General features: G+C 36.8%; 16 protein-coding genes and 1 pseudogene. 3 read left to right on the plus strand and 14 right to left on the minus strand.

Annotated elements, in window-relative coordinates:
• Positions 1-31 precede the first annotated feature (31 nt).
• The 4 genes and pseudogenes from AB1278_RS04945 to folK all read right to left on the minus strand — a co-directional run bounded on the left by AB1278_RS04945 (position 32) and on the right by folK (position 4,809).
• The gene (locus AB1278_RS04945) at positions 32-1,471 is read right to left on the minus strand and encodes an OmpA family protein (protein WP_202841231.1); all 1,440 of its coding nucleotides are present in this window, start codon (positions 1,469-1,471) and stop codon (positions 32-34) included.
• Between the two features lie 209 nt (positions 1,472-1,680).
• Positions 1,681-3,207 carry an OmpA family protein gene (locus AB1278_RS04950; RefSeq protein WP_429812786.1) on the minus strand — a complete coding sequence of 509 codons (1,527 nt, stop codon included), beginning with the start codon at positions 3,205-3,207 and terminating at the stop codon, positions 1,681-1,683.
• A 61-nt stretch (positions 3,208-3,268) separates the two neighbouring features.
• A pseudogene (locus AB1278_RS04955) lies at positions 3,269-4,375 on the minus strand (OmpA family protein); the annotation flags it as partial.
• Between the two features lie 17 nt (positions 4,376-4,392).
• The gene (folK, locus tag AB1278_RS04960) at positions 4,393-4,809 is read right to left on the minus strand and encodes a 2-amino-4-hydroxy-6-hydroxymethyldihydropteridine diphosphokinase (RefSeq protein WP_202841227.1); all 417 of its coding nucleotides are present in this window, start codon (positions 4,807-4,809) and stop codon (positions 4,393-4,395) included.
• A 20-nt stretch (positions 4,810-4,829) separates the two neighbouring features.
• Between folK and sppA the strand changes: the two genes are divergently transcribed.
• Entirely contained in the window at positions 4,830-6,587 is a 1,758-nt protein-coding gene (gene sppA / locus AB1278_RS04965) for a signal peptide peptidase SppA (protein ID WP_429812789.1), read from the plus strand.
• 77 nt (positions 6,588-6,664) lie between these two features.
• Here the strand turns inward: sppA and AB1278_RS04970 are convergent, their stop codons facing one another.
• The 7 genes from AB1278_RS04970 to rpmB all read right to left on the minus strand — a co-directional run bounded on the left by AB1278_RS04970 (position 6,665) and on the right by rpmB (position 10,230).
• Entirely contained in the window at positions 6,665-6,925 is a 261-nt protein-coding gene (locus AB1278_RS04970; RefSeq protein ID WP_034694983.1) for a GlsB/YeaQ/YmgE family stress response membrane protein, read from the minus strand.
• A gap of 72 nt (positions 6,926-6,997) precedes the next feature.
• A complete protein-coding gene (gene ftsY / locus AB1278_RS04975; protein WP_076595870.1) occupies positions 6,998-7,951 on the minus strand; it encodes a signal recognition particle-docking protein FtsY in 954 nt (317 codons plus the stop codon).
• A gap of 15 nt (positions 7,952-7,966) precedes the next feature.
• Positions 7,967-8,431 (minus strand): RidA family protein, encoded by a 465-nt coding sequence (locus AB1278_RS04980; protein WP_202841223.1) that lies wholly within the window; start codon positions 8,429-8,431, stop codon positions 7,967-7,969.
• Positions 8,432-8,587: 156 nt separating this feature from the next.
• Positions 8,588-9,544, minus strand: coding sequence for an MBL fold metallo-hydrolase (locus AB1278_RS04985; protein ID WP_343643337.1), 957 nt, complete (start codon positions 9,542-9,544; stop codon positions 8,588-8,590).
• Positions 9,545-9,625: 81 nt separating this feature from the next.
• Complete coding sequence (locus tag AB1278_RS04990) at positions 9,626-9,778, minus strand: DUF4295 domain-containing protein (RefSeq protein WP_002976755.1); 153 nt, start codon at positions 9,776-9,778, stop codon at positions 9,626-9,628.
• Positions 9,779-9,798: 20 nt separating this feature from the next.
• The gene (gene rpmG / locus AB1278_RS04995; RefSeq protein ID WP_002976756.1) at positions 9,799-9,981 is read right to left on the minus strand and encodes a 50S ribosomal protein L33; all 183 of its coding nucleotides are present in this window, start codon (positions 9,979-9,981) and stop codon (positions 9,799-9,801) included.
• Positions 9,982-9,987: 6 nt separating this feature from the next.
• Positions 9,988-10,230 carry a 50S ribosomal protein L28 gene (gene rpmB, locus AB1278_RS05000; RefSeq protein WP_002976757.1) on the minus strand — a complete coding sequence of 81 codons (243 nt, stop codon included), beginning with the start codon at positions 10,228-10,230 and terminating at the stop codon, positions 9,988-9,990.
• 243 nt (positions 10,231-10,473) lie between these two features.
• Here rpmB and AB1278_RS05005 point away from each other — a divergent pair, with 243 nt between their 5' ends.
• Positions 10,474-12,183, plus strand: a complete 1,710-nt coding sequence (locus AB1278_RS05005; RefSeq protein ID WP_429812796.1) for a T9SS type A sorting domain-containing protein — start codon at positions 10,474-10,476, stop codon at positions 12,181-12,183.
• Between the two features lie 62 nt (positions 12,184-12,245).
• Here the strand turns inward: AB1278_RS05005 and AB1278_RS05010 are convergent, their stop codons facing one another.
• Both AB1278_RS05010 and lnt read right to left on the minus strand, forming a co-directional pair.
• Positions 12,246-13,463: a hypothetical protein gene (locus AB1278_RS05010; RefSeq protein ID WP_343641886.1), complete on the minus strand. Its 1,218-nt coding sequence runs from the start codon at positions 13,461-13,463 to the stop codon at positions 12,246-12,248.
• 36 nt (positions 13,464-13,499) lie between these two features.
• The gene (gene lnt / locus AB1278_RS05015; RefSeq protein ID WP_202841218.1) at positions 13,500-15,134 is read right to left on the minus strand and encodes an apolipoprotein N-acyltransferase; all 1,635 of its coding nucleotides are present in this window, start codon (positions 15,132-15,134) and stop codon (positions 13,500-13,502) included.
• 56 nt (positions 15,135-15,190) lie between these two features.
• Between lnt and AB1278_RS05020 the strand changes: the two genes are divergently transcribed.
• A complete protein-coding gene (locus AB1278_RS05020) occupies positions 15,191-15,604 on the plus strand; it encodes a VanZ family protein (protein WP_429812799.1) in 414 nt (137 codons plus the stop codon).
• On the opposite strand, the gene proC is transcribed toward AB1278_RS05020, so the two are convergent.
• Positions 15,594-16,397 (minus strand): pyrroline-5-carboxylate reductase, encoded by an 804-nt coding sequence (proC, locus tag AB1278_RS05025; protein WP_202841216.1) that lies wholly within the window; start codon positions 16,395-16,397, stop codon positions 15,594-15,596. The genes AB1278_RS05020 and proC overlap by 11 nt on opposite strands.
• Between the last annotated feature and the right edge of the window lie 18 nt (positions 16,398-16,415).

Here is a 16,415-nt window from a genome sequence, read left to right on the forward strand (position 1 = left end):
GTGACTTTCATATAATGTATCAATATGTTTATTATTTAGCTTCGAAGTATACTCTTCTGTTGGCTCTGTTTTTCCATTCAGGGCACTTCGTTGCCGGTTCACATTCAGGATATTTAAGGTCTTTTTCACCTTTTCCTATAGCCTGTAGTTTACCTGTCTGAACACCATTTTTGATCAGATAGTTCTTAACGTTGTTTGCTCTTCTTTCAGATAGTTTCTGGTTGTAAGCATCAGTACCTCTTGTATCTGTAGCTCCGATTACATTGTAAGAACCATTTGAAGAATTAATATAGTTTACTGCATTATTTAAAATTGGAGTATTTGAAGGTAAAATTCTGTCAGAATTCAAATCAAACTCAATTCCTTCCAATTTAGTTTCTGTTTCTACTACAGGTCCTGTTGTTGCTACAGGGCATCCGTTGTTTTCAACAGGTCCCGGAACAGTTACACACTTATCGTAAAGGTCAATTACACCGTCTAAGTCAGTGTCAAGCGCAACTCCGGCACCATCCACTCTTGCTCCTGCAGGAGTATCAAGCTGTCTGTCCCAATCGTCGCATACCCCGTCGTTATCAGCATCTCCTTTTTTACATACTTCAATATCCTGGTTTTTGTTAGCCAGCACATCAAGTTTATAATAGATTTCCTGAAGCGGGTCATGCCACATTAAGTGAGATTCATGTTTTCCAAGTTTAACAGAAAGACCTAAAGTAGCATTGAAGAAGTTGTCTGAAACCTGCTCTGAACGCTTGTTGATAGCGCTGTATTTATCACCTCCTCCATCAAATTCATCATCACCGGTTACCACATACATTAATCTACCTTCAATATCGATTCTTCTGTTCACTTTGAACTTCAGACCTGTACCAGCCTGCATAAACATAGAACCTAATTCGAAAGGTTTGATTTCAGTCATCAATCTCTGTCTGTTGCTTCCGTCTTTCTGATATGCTCTGTACGCAATAGTACCGATACCAGCATATCCGTGAAGTGCCCATCTGTAAGGAGAATGGTTGTCAACTCTTCTTAACAGGTTTGAGAAGTTAATATCTCCTAAGATAGAGATCGCATCATACTGAGTTCTTGCTCCTACTGCTGTTGCATCCGGTGCTGAATTTTTAGTATTGAACCATCCTTGTCTGGTTTCACCTCTGTCATACTGTAAATTGATCCCAAAAGCATGGGTAATCGCTTTATCAATACTTACATACGCTGAATATCCAAAAAGGTTTTTACCGTTACCATTTTTGATAGAGGTTAAATCCGCAGACTGAAGAAGTGGAACACCCACCCCGGCAGAAATAGACCAATCGTTAAATCTTTTAGATTGATTGGTGAATGGGGAAACATTAGCAGATCCCGAAGAAAATGTATTAGGATATTCTCCTTTTGAAACTGCCGTTGAGTCTTGTGCATACGTGGCAGAAGGAATTGCCAAAGCTAATGCAACAATTGCTAAACTTAATTTCATAGTGTTATTTTTTTAAGTTAAGTTATTTTAAATGATTTTTTACGCTAAAAAGTGATATTGTGTTAATTTTTTTCAAAACAAACGTACTGATTACTAATGTGTTTGTACAATTGTCCTGAAAATAATGATAAAGGTATGTAAAAAAATTCGTAGTAGAAAAAAAATAAACCGAAAAGAACAATTCTTTTCGGTTTATGAAGTATTTGAAATTATTTCTTCTTTTTCTTAGCGGGAGCTTTTTTGACTGTTTTTTTTACAGGAGCATTTTCATAGTCTTTCTTTTTGATAGAATCCCATTCTGAACTTTCTATAAATCTTACAGTAACTTTTCTGTCCGCCATTCTTTCAGCATCTGAAGCTGATGCAGGGATAGTAGCTTCAGCAGAACCTACTCCTCTTGATTTCAGCACATTTTCATTGATGCCTCTGTTTTCCAGAGCTCCAACTACAGCTGCTGCTCTTTCTTTAGACAATCTAAGGTTGTATGCTGCATTTCCTTTGATATCGGTATGTCCTGTTAACAGGTAATTACCTCCGTTTTCTTTGATAATTGAAGCAGCCAGATCCAGTTTCTCATTAGATTCAGGTCTGATGGTTGCTTTATTAAAGTTGAAATAAATATCTTTAAGGGTTTTCTCTACTTCTACAGCAGTTTGCTTATTATCTTTAACAACAGGACATCCGTTGTTTTCAACAGGTCCTGGAACCGTTACACACTTATCGTAAAGGTCAATTACACCGTCTAAGTCAGTGTCAAGCGCAACTCCGGCACCATCTACTCTTGCTCCTGCAGGAGTATCAAGCTGTCTGTCCCAATCGTCGCATACACCATCATTATCAGCATCTCCTTTTTTACATACTTCAATATCCTGGTTTTTGTTAGCCAGTACATCAAGTTTATAATAGATTTCCTGAAGCGGGTCATGCCACATTACGTGAGACTCGTGCTTACCTAGTTTGAAAGAAAGACCTAAAGTAGCGTTGAAGAAGTTGTCTGAAACCTGCTCAGAACGCTTGTTGATAGTGCTGTAAGCATCACCTCCACCGTCAAATTCATCATCACCGGTTACCACATACATTAATCTACCTTCAATATCGATTCTTCTGTTCACTTTGAACTTCAGACCTGTACCAGCCTGAAAGAACATAGAACCTAATTCGAAAGGTTTGATTTCTGTCATCAATCTCTGTCTGTTGCTTCCGTCTTTCTGATATGCTCTGTATGCAATAGTACCGATACCTGCATATCCGTGAAGTGCCCATCTGTAAGGAGAATGGTTGTCAACTCTTCTTAACAGGTTTGAGAAGTTGATATCTCCTAAGATAGAGATCGCGTCATACTGAGTTCTTGCCCCTACTGCTGTTGCATCCGGTGCTGCATTTTTAGTATTGAACCATCCTTGTCTGGTTTCACCTCTGTCATACTGTAAATTGATCCCAAAAGCATGGGTAATCGCTTTATCAATACTTACATACGCTGAATAGCCAAAAAGGTTTTTACCATTACCATTTTTGATAGAGGTTAAATCTGCTGACTGCAGAAGCGGAACACCTGCTCCTACTGAAACAGACCAATCATTAAATCTCTTGGATTGGTTGGTAAATGGTGTAACATTGGCAGATCCTGAGGAAAATGTATTGGGATATTTTCCATTCGAAACTGCTGTTGAGTCTTGTGCATAAGCGGCAGAAGGAATTGCCAAAGCTAATGCAACAATTGCTAAACTTAATTTCATCGTGTATTATTATTTGATTTCTTTTTGTAAAAGAATTGTAAGACTGTTTTAATTATTTAATCGGGCATCCGTTATTTTCAACAGGTCCTGGTACAGTTACGCACTTATCGTAAAGGTCAATAACTCCATCAAGATCCATATCCAAAGCAACTCCGGCTCCATCTACTCTTGCTCCTGCAGGAGTATCAAGCTGTCTGTCCCAGTCATCGCATACTCCGTCATTGTCTGCATCTCCTTTTTCGCAGACAACAAGGTCAGTACTTGCATTTTCGAGAACGCTGGTTCTGTAATAAGCTTCCTGAAGCGGATCATGCCATGCCAGATGAGATTCGTGCTTTCCTAGTTTGAAAGATACTCCTAAACTTACTGTCCAGGCGTTATCAGATCTTCTGGAATTTAACATGTTATATTTTGAACCTGGAGTGGAAGGATCATAATCATTAGGATCTGCCCATCCGCCGCCATCGAATTCATCATCACCACTGATAATGTACATGGTTCTTGCCTCAACGTCAATAAGTTTTGAAACATTGTACTTGATTCCCACACCTCCCTGATAGAAGATAGAGTTGATATCAATGTCCTGTTTAATGAATAAAGGAGTTCTTCTTGGAGAATTGCTCCATCTGAATTCGTCATTATCATGCAGTGACGTTCTGAATCCCTGAAGACCGATACCCATATATCCGTGGAAAGCCCATCTGTATGGAGAGTGGTTGTCTACTCTTCTGAATAAGTTCGAGAAGTTGATATCCCCCAATAAAGAGATGTTGTCAAACTGTGTTGTTGCAGTAGCTATTCCTGATTTTACACCTTCAGCACCAGGAAGCTGGGCTGTCTGTTTTGTTTCTCCTCTCATATACATAAGGCTTAGCCCGAATGCATGTGTGATTTGTTTGTCCACGCTTACGTAAGCATTGTATCCCCAATTAGTCTTATCCTTGCGGATAGATTTTAAATCGGAGTGTACCATAAATGCAGGACCTCCTCCAACAGAAATAGACCAGTCTCTGAAACGTCTGGATTTGTTGTCAAAGGGTTTTACATTAGCGGAACCTGAGGAGAATGTATTAGGGTACTCTGTGGAAGAGTTTACTGTTGTGCCGCTGTTCTGTGCGAAAGCTGCAATTGGCAATGACGTAGCCAATAATAATAAACCTAATTTCATACAATATGTTTTATGTTTTAAATAAAATCTTTTAATAATATCCTGGAAAAATCCCTTTCAAAAAGATGTTTTTTATGAGGGATTTCTAATCTTTCTGATTTAAAATTCAACTCATTATACTTAATGATATCAATATCAATTATCCTGTCTGTGTAACCACCGGATACTTTTGAATCATTAATTCTTCCCATCTCAACTTCTATATTCTTAATACAATCAAGCAGTTGAATGGGTGAAAGATGTGTGAATATTATTGCTGCAATATTACAAAAAATATTGGAACTGGCAAACTCTACAGGCTCAGACATTAAAAATTCGCTGGTTTGTGAAATGTAATTTCCGGCTTCACTGATTTTTTTTAATGCAAGCTCTACATTTTTTTTTTGCTCTCCTAAGTTACTTCCCAGTAACAAAACGACCTTATGCTGCGACATATTAGAAAATTGATTGATTTATGAGAAGTTTCTTCAAAAATGTTTTGGCAAATATAGTCGCAATTATCATACTTTGCGCTCTATTTTTCATCTTTTTCATCATGATGCTTGTGTTCAGTGCAATGGGGAATGATAAGTCGGTGGCGGTGAAAAAGAACTCAGTTCTTACGATTAATTTAAAGACCAGTATCATCGATAGTCCTACCGAAGAAGAGATGGGATTATTCGGGATAGGCGCCCAAAATAAAAGTATTCTTATATATGATGCATTAGAGGCTATCAACAAAGCAAAAACTGATGATAATATTAAAGGAATCAGTATAGAAGCTGATGACTTGTCTGCAGGCCTTACACAGATTGATGATCTTAGAAATGCTATTGAGGATTTCAAGAAAAGCGGAAAGTTTGTATACGCTTATGGAAACGGAGTATCACAGTCTGCTTATTATTTAGGATCTGTTGCTGATCAATATTACCTGCATCCGGCAGGAATGATCGAATTAAAAGGTCTTTCTACTGAGGTTACTTTCTTCAAAGATTTTGCAGATAAATACGGAATCGGAATCGAAGTAATCCGTCACGGTAAATTCAAGTCTGCGGTAGAACCCTTTTTAAGAAATGATATTTCTCCTGAAAATAAAGAACAGTTAAGTACTCTTTTGAATGATCTTTGGAAAAATACATCCAATAAAATGGCTGCTTCAAGAAAAATTGATACTGCTCAGTTCAGAACAATTACAGACAGCTTATACGGAATGATTCCTGAGCAGAGTTTACAGTATAAACTTGCGGATAAGCTGATCCAGAAATCCGAATATGAAGATCTTCTGAAAGCGAAGCTTAATGTAAAAGATAAAGAAAAGCTGAACAAGATTTCTTTGACAAGCTATATCAATTCTTATGCGGATGAAGATAAATCCGGTGAAAAGATCGCTGTACTTTATGCTTCGGGATCTATTAATAACGGAGATGAATACAATGATATTCATTCCGAGAAATATGTGAAGTACATCAAAAAACTTCAGGAGGATGATAAAGTGAAAGCGGTTGTGTTCAGAATCAACTCTCCGGGAGGAAGTGCCAATGCTTCAGATGAAATTTTATTTGAATTACAGCAGCTGAAAAAGAAAAAGCCACTGATCGTTTCTTTTGGAGACTATGCAGCATCAGGAGGATATTATGTAGCAATGGCTGCAGATAAAATTTATTCAGAGCCTAATACACTTACCGGTTCTATCGGAGTGTTCGGGGTGATGCCTTACTATAAAGATATTGCTGCTAAAAACGGGATTCGTGCGGATATTGTTTCTACCAATGCCAACTCTATGTATTATTCAGGATTAAACGGAGTGACCCCTTATGGAGTCAATATGATGACAAGAAGTGTGGAAGGTACCTATAAGAGATTTGTACATTTTGTAACTCAGAACAGAAAGAAAACTTTTGAGCAGATTGATAATGTAGGAGGCGGTAGAGTATGGAGTGGTGTTCGTGCCAAGCAAATTGGATTGGTGGATGAATTGGGTACTTTAGCTGATGCTGTGAAATTTGCCGCTCAGAAAGCAGGAATGAAATCTTACCACGTAGAGGCTTTCCCTAAGAGAATGACCCCGTTCGAACAAATCTTTAAAGACCTGAATGAGGAAGATGTTTCGGCAAGAATTATTAAAAATAAGATAGGGAAGTCCAACTATGAGATTTTACAGCAGATCACAAACAAAAAACTACAGTCTGAGGTGAAAATGGAAATGCCTTATCAGATCAGAATCAACAACTAACTAAATTTTATATTGTATACAAAAATCCCGGACCTGAAATTTCAGATCCGGGATTTTATTTTTTATCAGCGTTACTATCAGCTTTTCTTTGTGGCCATTCCATAAATCCAGAGAATGATTAAAGCGCCTCCGATTGAGAGAATCCAGCTTCTCGGATTCCAGAATGAAGTGACATCACCCCAGTGTAAAACGTAAACTCCTATAGCTCCTCCTACAAATGCTCCCAGAATTCCCAGGATGATAGTGATAAGCCATCCTCCTCCCTGAGTTCCAGGCATGATCATTTTAGCGATAGCACCTGCAATAAGACCGAATAAGATCCATGTAATAATTCCCATAGTTGCAAATTTTTTTATTGTTAATATTTTAAAAATGATTTGTTACTAATATAAGGGAAAACATGATATAAATCATCTTTTCTTGAAGAATGAGTCTACAAATTCCGTACCATTAAAAAGTTGTAAATCCTGCATTTTTTCGCCTACACCGATATACTTCACCGGAATCTGGAACTGATCGGAGATACCGATAACAACACCTCCTTTGGCTGTTCCGTCCAGTTTTGTTACTGCCAACGCGTTTACTTCCGTTGCTGCTGTAAATTGTTTTGCCTGTTCGAAAGCATTCTGCCCTGTAGAGCCGTCAAGCACCAATAAAATTTCATGAGGTGCATCAGGAATTACTTTCTGCATCACTCTTTTGATCTTGGAAAGCTCGTTCATCAGGTTGATCTTGTTGTGAAGTCTTCCTGCAGTATCGATGATGACAACATCTGCATTTTGAGCTACAGCACTTTGTACCGTATCAAAAGCTACAGATGCAGGATCCGATCCCATTTCCTGTTTTATAATGGGAACACCCACTCTTTCGCTCCAGATAACAAGCTGGTCAACGGCAGCCGCTCTAAAGGTATCAGCCGCTCCAAGAACTACTTTTTTACCTTCCGATTTGAACTGATGAGCCAGTTTTCCGATGGTTGTTGTTTTTCCCACTCCATTTACTCCTACTACCATAATGACATATGGTTTTTTTGAAGTGTCTATATTTCCCGTACCGGCATGTGGATTTTCAAGCAATAATCCCGAAATTTCTTCACGGAGAATTTTGTCAAGTTCGTTGACGCCTACATATTTATCTCTGGCAACACGTTCTTCAATTCTTTCAATAATTTTGATAGTGGTAGAGGCACCTACATCGGAAGCAATCAGTACTTCCTCCAGATCATCCAGAACTTCATCATCTACTTTGCTTTTACCGACTACGGCTTTCGTCATTTTTTCAAAGAATCCCTGGCTGGATTTTTCCAATCCTTTATCTAAGGTTTCCTTTTCTTCCTTTTTGAAAATATTTTTAAACCAACTCATAGTTTTAGTTTATTCTTATTTATTTTTAATCACTGCTGTGGCTTCTACTTCTATCAACACATCATCTCTGAAAAGCCTGCTCACTTCTACAAGGCTGCTTACGGGAGGATTCTGAAGATTGACATACAAATCCCTTACTTTTCTGAAATCAGGTGTTTTTTTGATGTCTGTGGTGTAGATGACCAGTTTGATAATATCTTTTCCTGTACCTTCATATTCTTTCAGGATGTTTTCAATATTTTTGAAAACCTGCTGGGTCTGCTCTTCAATCGTATTTCCCACAAGATTGCCTTCCGTGTCCAGAGGAACCTGTCCGGATAGCAAAATCATTCTGGAATTTCCGCAATCAATACTTACCGATTGAGATAATCCTTTTATGCTGAAAACTTTCGGCGAACTTTTATATTCTAAATTCATTGTTTTCTGACTGAATGAAAATAGAAAAGTTGCTGTGCAGGCCAGAACAAGTATCTTTTTCATACTTTACTGATTAATAATCTGGTGAGCAAAGATAGCAAAAAAACTACCCAAAACAGGAGTTGTTTTTTTATATGTAAACAAAGTCTTTATTATTTTTATTTCCTGATATTCAGCAGCAGGGTTTTTATTACAGTCTGATAAAGAAACTGATTGCAATTATAAGTCAAATTCGTCTCCCAGGCGTGCTATATTAAAACCTTTTTCAATAACCTGTTTACTCTGTCTGCTATCAGGATTTAAAATTTTATTGGTATGGTTAAAATGGATAAAGAAAATTCTTTTTTTATATTCAGGCGGCAGGCTTTTAAACAGTTCCATACTCTCCACTACAAAGGGGTGCGGGATATCTTCAATATTTCTGTAGCCTATTTCTTCCGAATCATAAAATGTACCGTCCAGAAATGCATAATCTACTGTTTTTATGAGATCTGTAATATGGTATTTCCACTTATTCCATTTATCTATATCCGGAATGAATAATGCCTTTTTATGAGGACCTTTAATGATGAAACCTACTGTTTCCGAATATTCATCACGGTGAGGAACCTGTATAGGAGTAACCTCTAAATGAGAGTTCACCTTTATTGGTGTTTCATTTTGCATCTCATAGGGAATAATATTATTTAAACGGACCAGCTGGGACCATGGGCCATTGTTTTCAAAGAACTCTTTTAAACGGGGCATGGTATAGACGGGGACATCCTTGGAATTCATACCTTCTTTCCCCAAAAACATAAGACCTGTATAATGTCCGATGTGGGCATGGGTAATAAAAATACCATCAGGCACGGCTTTCTTTGGATCAGCTGAATGCTCCATCAGGAATTGCAGCTGCTGAGTGAAATCCGGGGTGGCATCGAAGATATAATTTTTCTGCAGTTCGTCGTCGATGACTCCCAGAGAAGATACTTTTCTGTCGGGCTGGGGATGTTTCCAGAGATCCACACAGCATTCTTTACGGCATCCGATCTGAGGAGAGCCGGCATCCTGTACATTCCCCAGAATAATAATTTTCACATTATCTGTAGCGCTTCTTTTATTTTGAAGGGTTTGAGAATGATAGGAAGACTCTGTGAATAGTAGGACTGAAAATAAAATAAAGAATTGCTTCATAATGTGTTTTTTATGAAACGAATATAACAAAAAAACTACTCAAAAAATGAGTAGTTTTTTATATTGTAAACAAAGTACTGATTATTTTTTTAAATAACCATCTACTTCATCAGCATTCATTACTTTTTCTTCGAAAACGTAAGCTCCTGATTTAGAAGACTTAACCATTTTCACCACTTTAGTCATCTTCTTAGACTGACCGCTTTGTAGGGTTGCTACTACTTTCTTTGCCATGGTAAGTTATTATTTATAAATTACTTAATTTCTTTGTGAATGGTAGATCTCTTAAGAACAGGATTGTATTTTTTCAATTCCAATCTTTCTGTAGTGTTCTTTTTATTTTTTGTAGAAATGTATCTTGACATTCCTGGCATACCACTTTCTTTGTGCTCTGTACATTCAAGGATTACTTGAACTCTGTTTCCTTTTTTTGCCATGATTTATTAATTCTTTTTAATCAATCCGTTTCTAGTAGCTCTTTCAATAGCTTCCTCGATTCCAATCTTGTTAATCACTCTCAATCCATGAGCTGATACTTTCAGTGTAACGTGCTTATCTTGCTCCGGAAGGTAAAACTTCTTCTCTAATAAGTTAATTTCAAAACGACGCTTCGTTTTGTTATTAGCGTGAGAAACGTTGTTACCAACCATTGCACGCTTTCCTGTTATTTGGCAAATTCTTGACATATCTCGATGTTCTTATTTGTATAATATTTGAGAGTGCAAAATAACGAAGAATTTTTTAGATAGACAAATCTTTTGGAAAATATTTGCAAATAAGTGGCTGATTAATAATATTGAATTTTTAAAATAGCAGAATCCTTGGGATGCAGCAGATAATCAGTGCTGATATATTTCATACAGCCTTTTTTTCACCCGGAAAATTTAATATTCTATCTTTGTTTTTAATTAATCTAAATAAAAACAATTATGAAAAGGATTTATATTTTATGCTCTATGCTGCCTGTCAGTATCATGGCTCAGAACTTTACTGAGATTCAGACCGGCATGAATAATTTTTATTATTCTGCAGCTGATATTGCAGATATAGATAACAACGGTACGCTGGATATTGTACTTAACGGAGCAATAGATACTGATGGCGATGGAAATGTGGACAGTACGTATAATGAAGTATATCAGAACAATGGAACAACATTGTTACCGTTTGCAGGGTTGGGAGCTGATGTAACCCATCTTGGAGATATTAAATTCATTGATTATAATAATGACGGCCTAATGGATATTGTTTCTACAGGGCTCAGCTATATGGATGTTGTTAATTATAAACAATACCGATTCAAAAATACCGGGACAGGATTTATAAAAGAAGCAGAACTGCCGGGAAAAATTTACGGATCCCTGGAAGTTTTTGATTTTAATCATGACGGAAAGCCTGATTATGCTCTTAATGGAACTCAATATGCTCATGGAGGAGGCTTCGGAAACAGTCTGGATTATTATAAAAATACAGGGACTGGTTTTGATCTTACGGAAAATTGGATAGATGGAACTCAGAGTGGAAGTTTTAAAGTAGTAGACCTTAATAACGACAACCTGCTGGATCTTGTGATTATCGGATCAGACATCAACGGAGATGCGGTATCCAAAGTATATATGAACCAGGCTGGAGTTCTGACTCCTACACAGGATCTTGCGCCTGTTGCAGTGGGAAAAATAGATTTTGCAGATTTTAATGCTGATGGCTTTCAGGATATCGTGGTAATTGGGAGAGATGCCAATGATGATGCCTATTCTGCTGTTTTAATGAATGATGGTACCGGAGCATTAACTCCTCATATAATTCAAGCAGGCGATATTTCTGATGTTGCATTAAGTGTCGGAGATTTAAATAATGACGGCTATTACGACTTTATTATTTCAGGAAATGAAAATTATAATGCTGTAGTGAAAACCTATATCTATGATGTTTCCAATCATAAATTCAATGAAGGAACTCTAAATGGTATTACTGCCCTTGGAGGGCCAGGGCTGGTGCAGCTTTTTGATTTTAATAATGATCATCATCCTGACATCTTATTGGGTGGATTCGACTGGTCTGCTTCAGATCTGCCTTCACTGACTAAAGTATTTAAAAATAATGCTGCAGAAGCAAATGCCAAACCTACAGCACCAACGCAACTGAATCTGACTAAAAACGGAAACCGTTTCAATTTTACATGGAGTGGTGCTTCTGATGATAAAACTCCGATGAGTGCATTACGTTATGAGATCTCGGTAGGAACTACGCAGGGAGCTCATGATATTGCCAAATATGTGGTAACGACACCATCATGGTTCCTTGAGCTTGATCAGGCTGTTCAGAATGTATACTGGAGCGTGAAATCAATTGATGCTGCAAAAGTATATTCTGACGCTTCTGCCCAAAGTGTTTTGGGAACAGCGGAAATCAAATCTGAAAAGCAGCTTGTTATCTATCCGAACCCTGTGTCAGATAAAGTCTATATAAAAGGAGAAAAAGTTTCAGAAGTTGAAATGTATTCGATGGACGGAAGAAAACTGAATATCAGTATCAATGGAGATCAGTCTATTGATGTTGCTCATTTACCAAAAGGAATCTATGTATTAAAACTGAAGATAAAAAACGAAATAACCACCAGGAAACTTACGATTAAGTAATTGAATCAATTCTATCTTCTATCAATGAGAAAAGCCAGACGTCCAGCTGGCTTTTCTCTTTTTTATCCATTTGTCTTTTTGAGTTTCAACAAATATAAATAGAGTTTATCATTCAAATTCTGAAATACAAAAAGGAAAAATAGCGGGAAATATAACAGGAAATATCTTGGTAACGGTGCTACAGAATAAAACAATAAATAGAAAATGAAAATAACTCCGGGAAATGCAGCATCAAATGTGAATCTTAATCTTAGCTTTTGAATAATTGTGTAAATTAAAAGCAAATTAAAAACGAGTAAAATAACAGAGTACAGATACATTATGTAAACGCTTGGGAAATTATAGTTTCCTGGATAATAATTTAAAAAATTGATTCCTATTTTTTTTAAACTGTTTTTAATAAACAGTTCCGGATGCTCCGAAATGAAATTTTTGTTGAGCTGTTGCAGATATTGATCTATTTGTTTCTCATCTGTGAAATTCTGACGGAGATATTCATCGGTTAATATCATTTTTTTTGCCGGATCATACGGCAGGTTTTCACTTGAGAAAATATCATATTTTTCATTATTCCCCTTTGCGAAATTATAATTGAGAGAAGTTGAATAATGGAATACTCCTGTTTTTTCATAGTTTCTTATACACCATGGAAGATAGGTAATGAAAATAAATACAAACACAAGCAGAAGGTTGTAATATTTTATTTTTTTATATCCGATCAGCATAATTGCTGAGCTGATCATTAAAAACAGAAATTCAAACCGGAGATACAGCCCGGCTATTGAAAATATTGAAATTAATATTATATTTTTTACATTGACCTTCTGTGATAATTTCAATACCAACGCAAAGAAAATGCTGAATACAGATAGTGTAAGAGCAAATGAACTGATTTTTGTAGCGCCTAAAAGAATAGGCGGAAAAAAAATAACACCCACAAAAGCAAAGAAATACCTGTTTTTTTTTATCGCATTTTCTTCAAAAGACACAACAAGTAATAAAACCGAGAAAAATAAAATGACAGACTGCAGAACACATGAAATCATAACCCACTTTGGTGTCTTAACAATACTTTCTATTAAAAGTAAATAATAAGGATATAAAGGCGGCATATAAGCCGAAGGTTTGCCTAGGTAATAATAATCATGATAGACGGAAAAATCTTCCATGATTACCTTCCATTCAAATACAAGACTGGCATTTTTACTTAAAAAGTATACTGCAAGACAATACACCAGAAAAATGAGAGAATATCTGTATCTGAATATTTTTTCTTTCATTTTATCTCTATCTAATAAATTTACTTAATCTTCGGATTACGCTTTCTTTGTTTTCTTTTTGAACCATTCAATCAGATAGTAGAACAATAGGAATCCTAACGCAAATATGGAAAACCTTGAAAGAAGGTCTCCTGCTCTTGTATAAAATGTCATTGTATCATACAGGTTTACCTTTGCGAATAAGGCTGTCTGGTCACCATAGAAAGTATCGGCTGTTATCTCTCCTTTAGCATTGATATGCGCTGAAATTCCGCTGTTCGCTGCACGGGCGATTTCTCTTCTTGTTTCAATAGCCCTCAGTTTAGCATAAGATAAAAGCTGTTTGTGCCCTTCGGTAACGCCCCACCATGAGTCATTGGTCATAATACCTAAAAAGTTAGCTCCTTTTTTTACATAGTCTGTTACAAATTCACCATAAATACTTTCATAGCAAATGATAGGCGCTAGTTTTCCTTTGTTGTAAGGATTTGCAAAGGCAACTCGTTCTTTGTCTGTTCCCAGAGAAGCTACAGTACCTCCAAGATTCAGCATGGCATCTCCCAATAATGGTTTCAAAACATTCATATAAGGGAATATTTCAACACCTGGCACCAGTTTTCCTTTGTGATAAGCTTGTACTTTTTGGTTAGGCACCAGTTGAATGGCAGTATTATAACTGCTCACCCAAACACCGCTGTTAATCTGGTAAGCTTCTTTAGGTAAGTCGGTAGGATTATAAAAGAATCGGTGTGAAGAAATTCCTGTAGCAAAAACAGATTCCGGGTGACCGGATAAAAATCCTTTGATATTATTAAGAAGTAAACTCTTTTCAAAACCTGTTTCGGAAATAGATCCTCTTCCCGGAAGAGCGGTTTCCGGGGCGATATAATAATCAATCTTACCGGTTGAGTTTTTTTCAGCAAGCGCTAATAAATCCTGTTCTATAGTCAGGCTATCTTTGGAGTATTTTTCAGCATAAGGATCAAGATCCGGCTGAAGCATCAGAACATTAACCTGTCCGATTGGCTTTTCATCAAAATTGTTGTATCTGATTATTGAAATAATCATCGGCAGAACAATTAAAGCAGCAACAATAGCGGAGTTTTTGATCAGGTCTTTTCTCTTTCTTCCGGCTTCCCATGTTCTTACAGTATAAAAAATCAGAACATTGATGACCAGAATCCAGAAGCTTCCTCCGGTTGCTCCCAAAGTATCATACCACTGGATCAGTTTGGGATAGTCTGAAAATACATTCCCCAGGTTCAGCCACGGCCATGTCAGTTCCCATCCTAAATGAAATTTTTCAAAACTCATCCAGATGGCAATTAAAAAGCCTAATCCCCAATACGTTCCCTGAGCATTTTTGTACCAGTGATAACATTGGAATACCAGAGAATATAAAAGAGAATTGACTAATACAGGGAATAAAACAGCCATCAGTGAGTGGCTTCCATCCGGATTCTTTGAACCATACAGCCATCCTGTAGTGACTACGTTCCAGATGACAAAGCATAGGTAAGATAATCCGAAGACCACCCAGCTTTTCCTTTTATAATCAGAAAATTTTGAAATGCCATGTTCCATCATCAGAAGAGGAACAAGAGCAAAAAATATAAAAAACGGAACCCCATAAGTTGGCCATGAAACCGACAGCAGCATTGCTGAAATAAGTGTAAGTAGAACGTATTTCATTAAATTATTTTAATACACAAATTTAATGTTTTTGAAATGAATATATTAGCAGTTCGATGTTAAAGAAAATTTATACAATCATAATTGTTCCGTATACTCTGTTTCTGCTCTATCTGATGTTTTTGGGAATGGGCAGATTTCAGTATGAGGAAAATCTCATCACCGTAGAACCAGTTTTTTCTACCATCAAATTTATCCAGGGACCCAATAAAACTATAGATATAGTAACAATTGTCTTGGGTAATATTATGATGTTTATTCCTTTTGGGTTTATGGGCTGGGTAATTCCCGGACTGAAAAAGCTGAAACCCCTGATATTTGGTTTTATTTCATGTATTGTTATTGTGGAAGCGCTTCAATATTTTACCAGAATGGGAATATTTGAGGTAGATGATATCCTCCTGAATACTTTCGGGGTATATATTGGTTGGTTGCTACGCAGATTTTTGGATAGGAAACTTAATTATTAAGTTCCTTTGCACGCTTTTCAGCGTTCAGAATTCCCTGCTTCAGAATTTCTTTGAAACTGTTTTCTTCAAATGTTTTTAAAGCAGCTTCAGTAGTTCCTCCTTTGGATGCAACATCTTTAATCAGTTCCTCAAGATTTTTTTCCGAATTATTGATCAGATGATAAGCTCCCAGCATCGTCTGTTTTACAAAAAGTTTGGAAAGGTTTTCTTCAATTCCCATTTCAATGCCGGCTTTAATCATAGCATCAATAATATAATAAAAATAGGCAGGGCCGCTTCCTGAAAGGGCAGTGACACCATCCAGAAGTTCCTCATCCTCCAGATAAACCGATCTTCCTGTGCTGTTTAATAATCTTTCAATATTGATTAACTGGCTGAAAGAAATTCCGTTGGCAGCAGTATACCCTGTGATTCCCATTCCCAGAAGGGTAGGAGAGTTCGGCATTGCTCTTACCACAAGCGGATGATTTAGCAATTTTTGGATTTTTTCAATATTAATCCCTGCCATGATGGATAAGACCATCTGGTTTTCCTTGAAAGTAAATTGAATGTTGTGGGCAACCGCCTGAAAATCCTGAGGCTTTACTGCAATGATGATTAAATCAGCATCAATATCTTTTACCTCTTCGAAAGTGGAGATTTTGGATTTGGGAAATTCGTCAGCTATTTTGGAGATTTTTTCCTGGCTTCTGATAATAAGATGCAGATGTTCAGGTTTGATCAGTTCGTATTTTAAGAATGATTTCGAAAAAGAAAGCCCCATATTTCCGGCACCAAGAATAGCTATTTTCATCACAACTAGTAATTTTTA

It is taken from the genome of Chryseobacterium sp. NRRL B-14798 (assembly GCF_050470705.1).
In the GTDB taxonomy this organism is placed as follows: domain Bacteria; phylum Bacteroidota; class Bacteroidia; order Flavobacteriales; family Weeksellaceae; genus Chryseobacterium; species Chryseobacterium cupriresistens.

Coding starts and splice junctions, on each gene's coding strand:
- ftsY (WP_076595870.1), bottom strand. CDS start 7,951: ATGAGTTGGTTTAAAAATATTTTCAAAAAGGAAGAAAAGGAAACCTTA.
- AB1278_RS04990 (WP_002976755.1), bottom strand. CDS start 9,778: ATGGCAAAGAAAGTAGTAGCAACCCTACAAAGCGGTCAGTCTAAGAAG.
- AB1278_RS04970 (WP_034694983.1), bottom strand. CDS start 6,925: ATGGGAATTATTACATGGATCTTATTCGGTCTTATTGCAGGTGCTATC.
- AB1278_RS05010 (WP_343641886.1), bottom strand. CDS start 13,463: ATGAAAGAAAAAATATTCAGATACAGATATTCTCTCATTTTTCTGGTG.
- AB1278_RS04985 (WP_343643337.1), bottom strand. CDS start 9,544: ATGAAGCAATTCTTTATTTTATTTTCAGTCCTACTATTCACAGAGTCT.
- AB1278_RS05005 (WP_429812796.1), top strand. CDS start 10,474: ATGAAAAGGATTTATATTTTATGCTCTATGCTGCCTGTCAGTATCATG.
- AB1278_RS04945 (WP_202841231.1), bottom strand. CDS start 1,471: ATGAAATTAAGTTTAGCAATTGTTGCATTAGCTTTGGCAATTCCTTCT.
- proC (WP_202841216.1), bottom strand. CDS start 16,397: ATGAAAATAGCTATTCTTGGTGCCGGAAATATGGGGCTTTCTTTTTCG.
- sppA (WP_429812789.1), top strand. CDS start 4,830: ATGAGAAGTTTCTTCAAAAATGTTTTGGCAAATATAGTCGCAATTATC.
- AB1278_RS04950 (WP_429812786.1), bottom strand. CDS start 3,207: ATGAAATTAAGTTTAGCAATTGTTGCATTAGCTTTGGCAATTCCTTCT.
- lnt (WP_202841218.1), bottom strand. CDS start 15,134: ATGAAATACGTTCTACTTACACTTATTTCAGCAATGCTGCTGTCGGTT.
- AB1278_RS05020 (WP_429812799.1), top strand. CDS start 15,191: ATGTTAAAGAAAATTTATACAATCATAATTGTTCCGTATACTCTGTTT.
- AB1278_RS04980 (WP_202841223.1), bottom strand. CDS start 8,431: ATGAAAAAGATACTTGTTCTGGCCTGCACAGCAACTTTTCTATTTTCA.
- rpmB (WP_002976757.1), bottom strand. CDS start 10,230: ATGTCAAGAATTTGCCAAATAACAGGAAAGCGTGCAATGGTTGGTAAC.
- folK (WP_202841227.1), bottom strand. CDS start 4,809: ATGTCGCAGCATAAGGTCGTTTTGTTACTGGGAAGTAACTTAGGAGAG.
- rpmG (WP_002976756.1), bottom strand. CDS start 9,981: ATGGCAAAAAAAGGAAACAGAGTTCAAGTAATCCTTGAATGTACAGAG.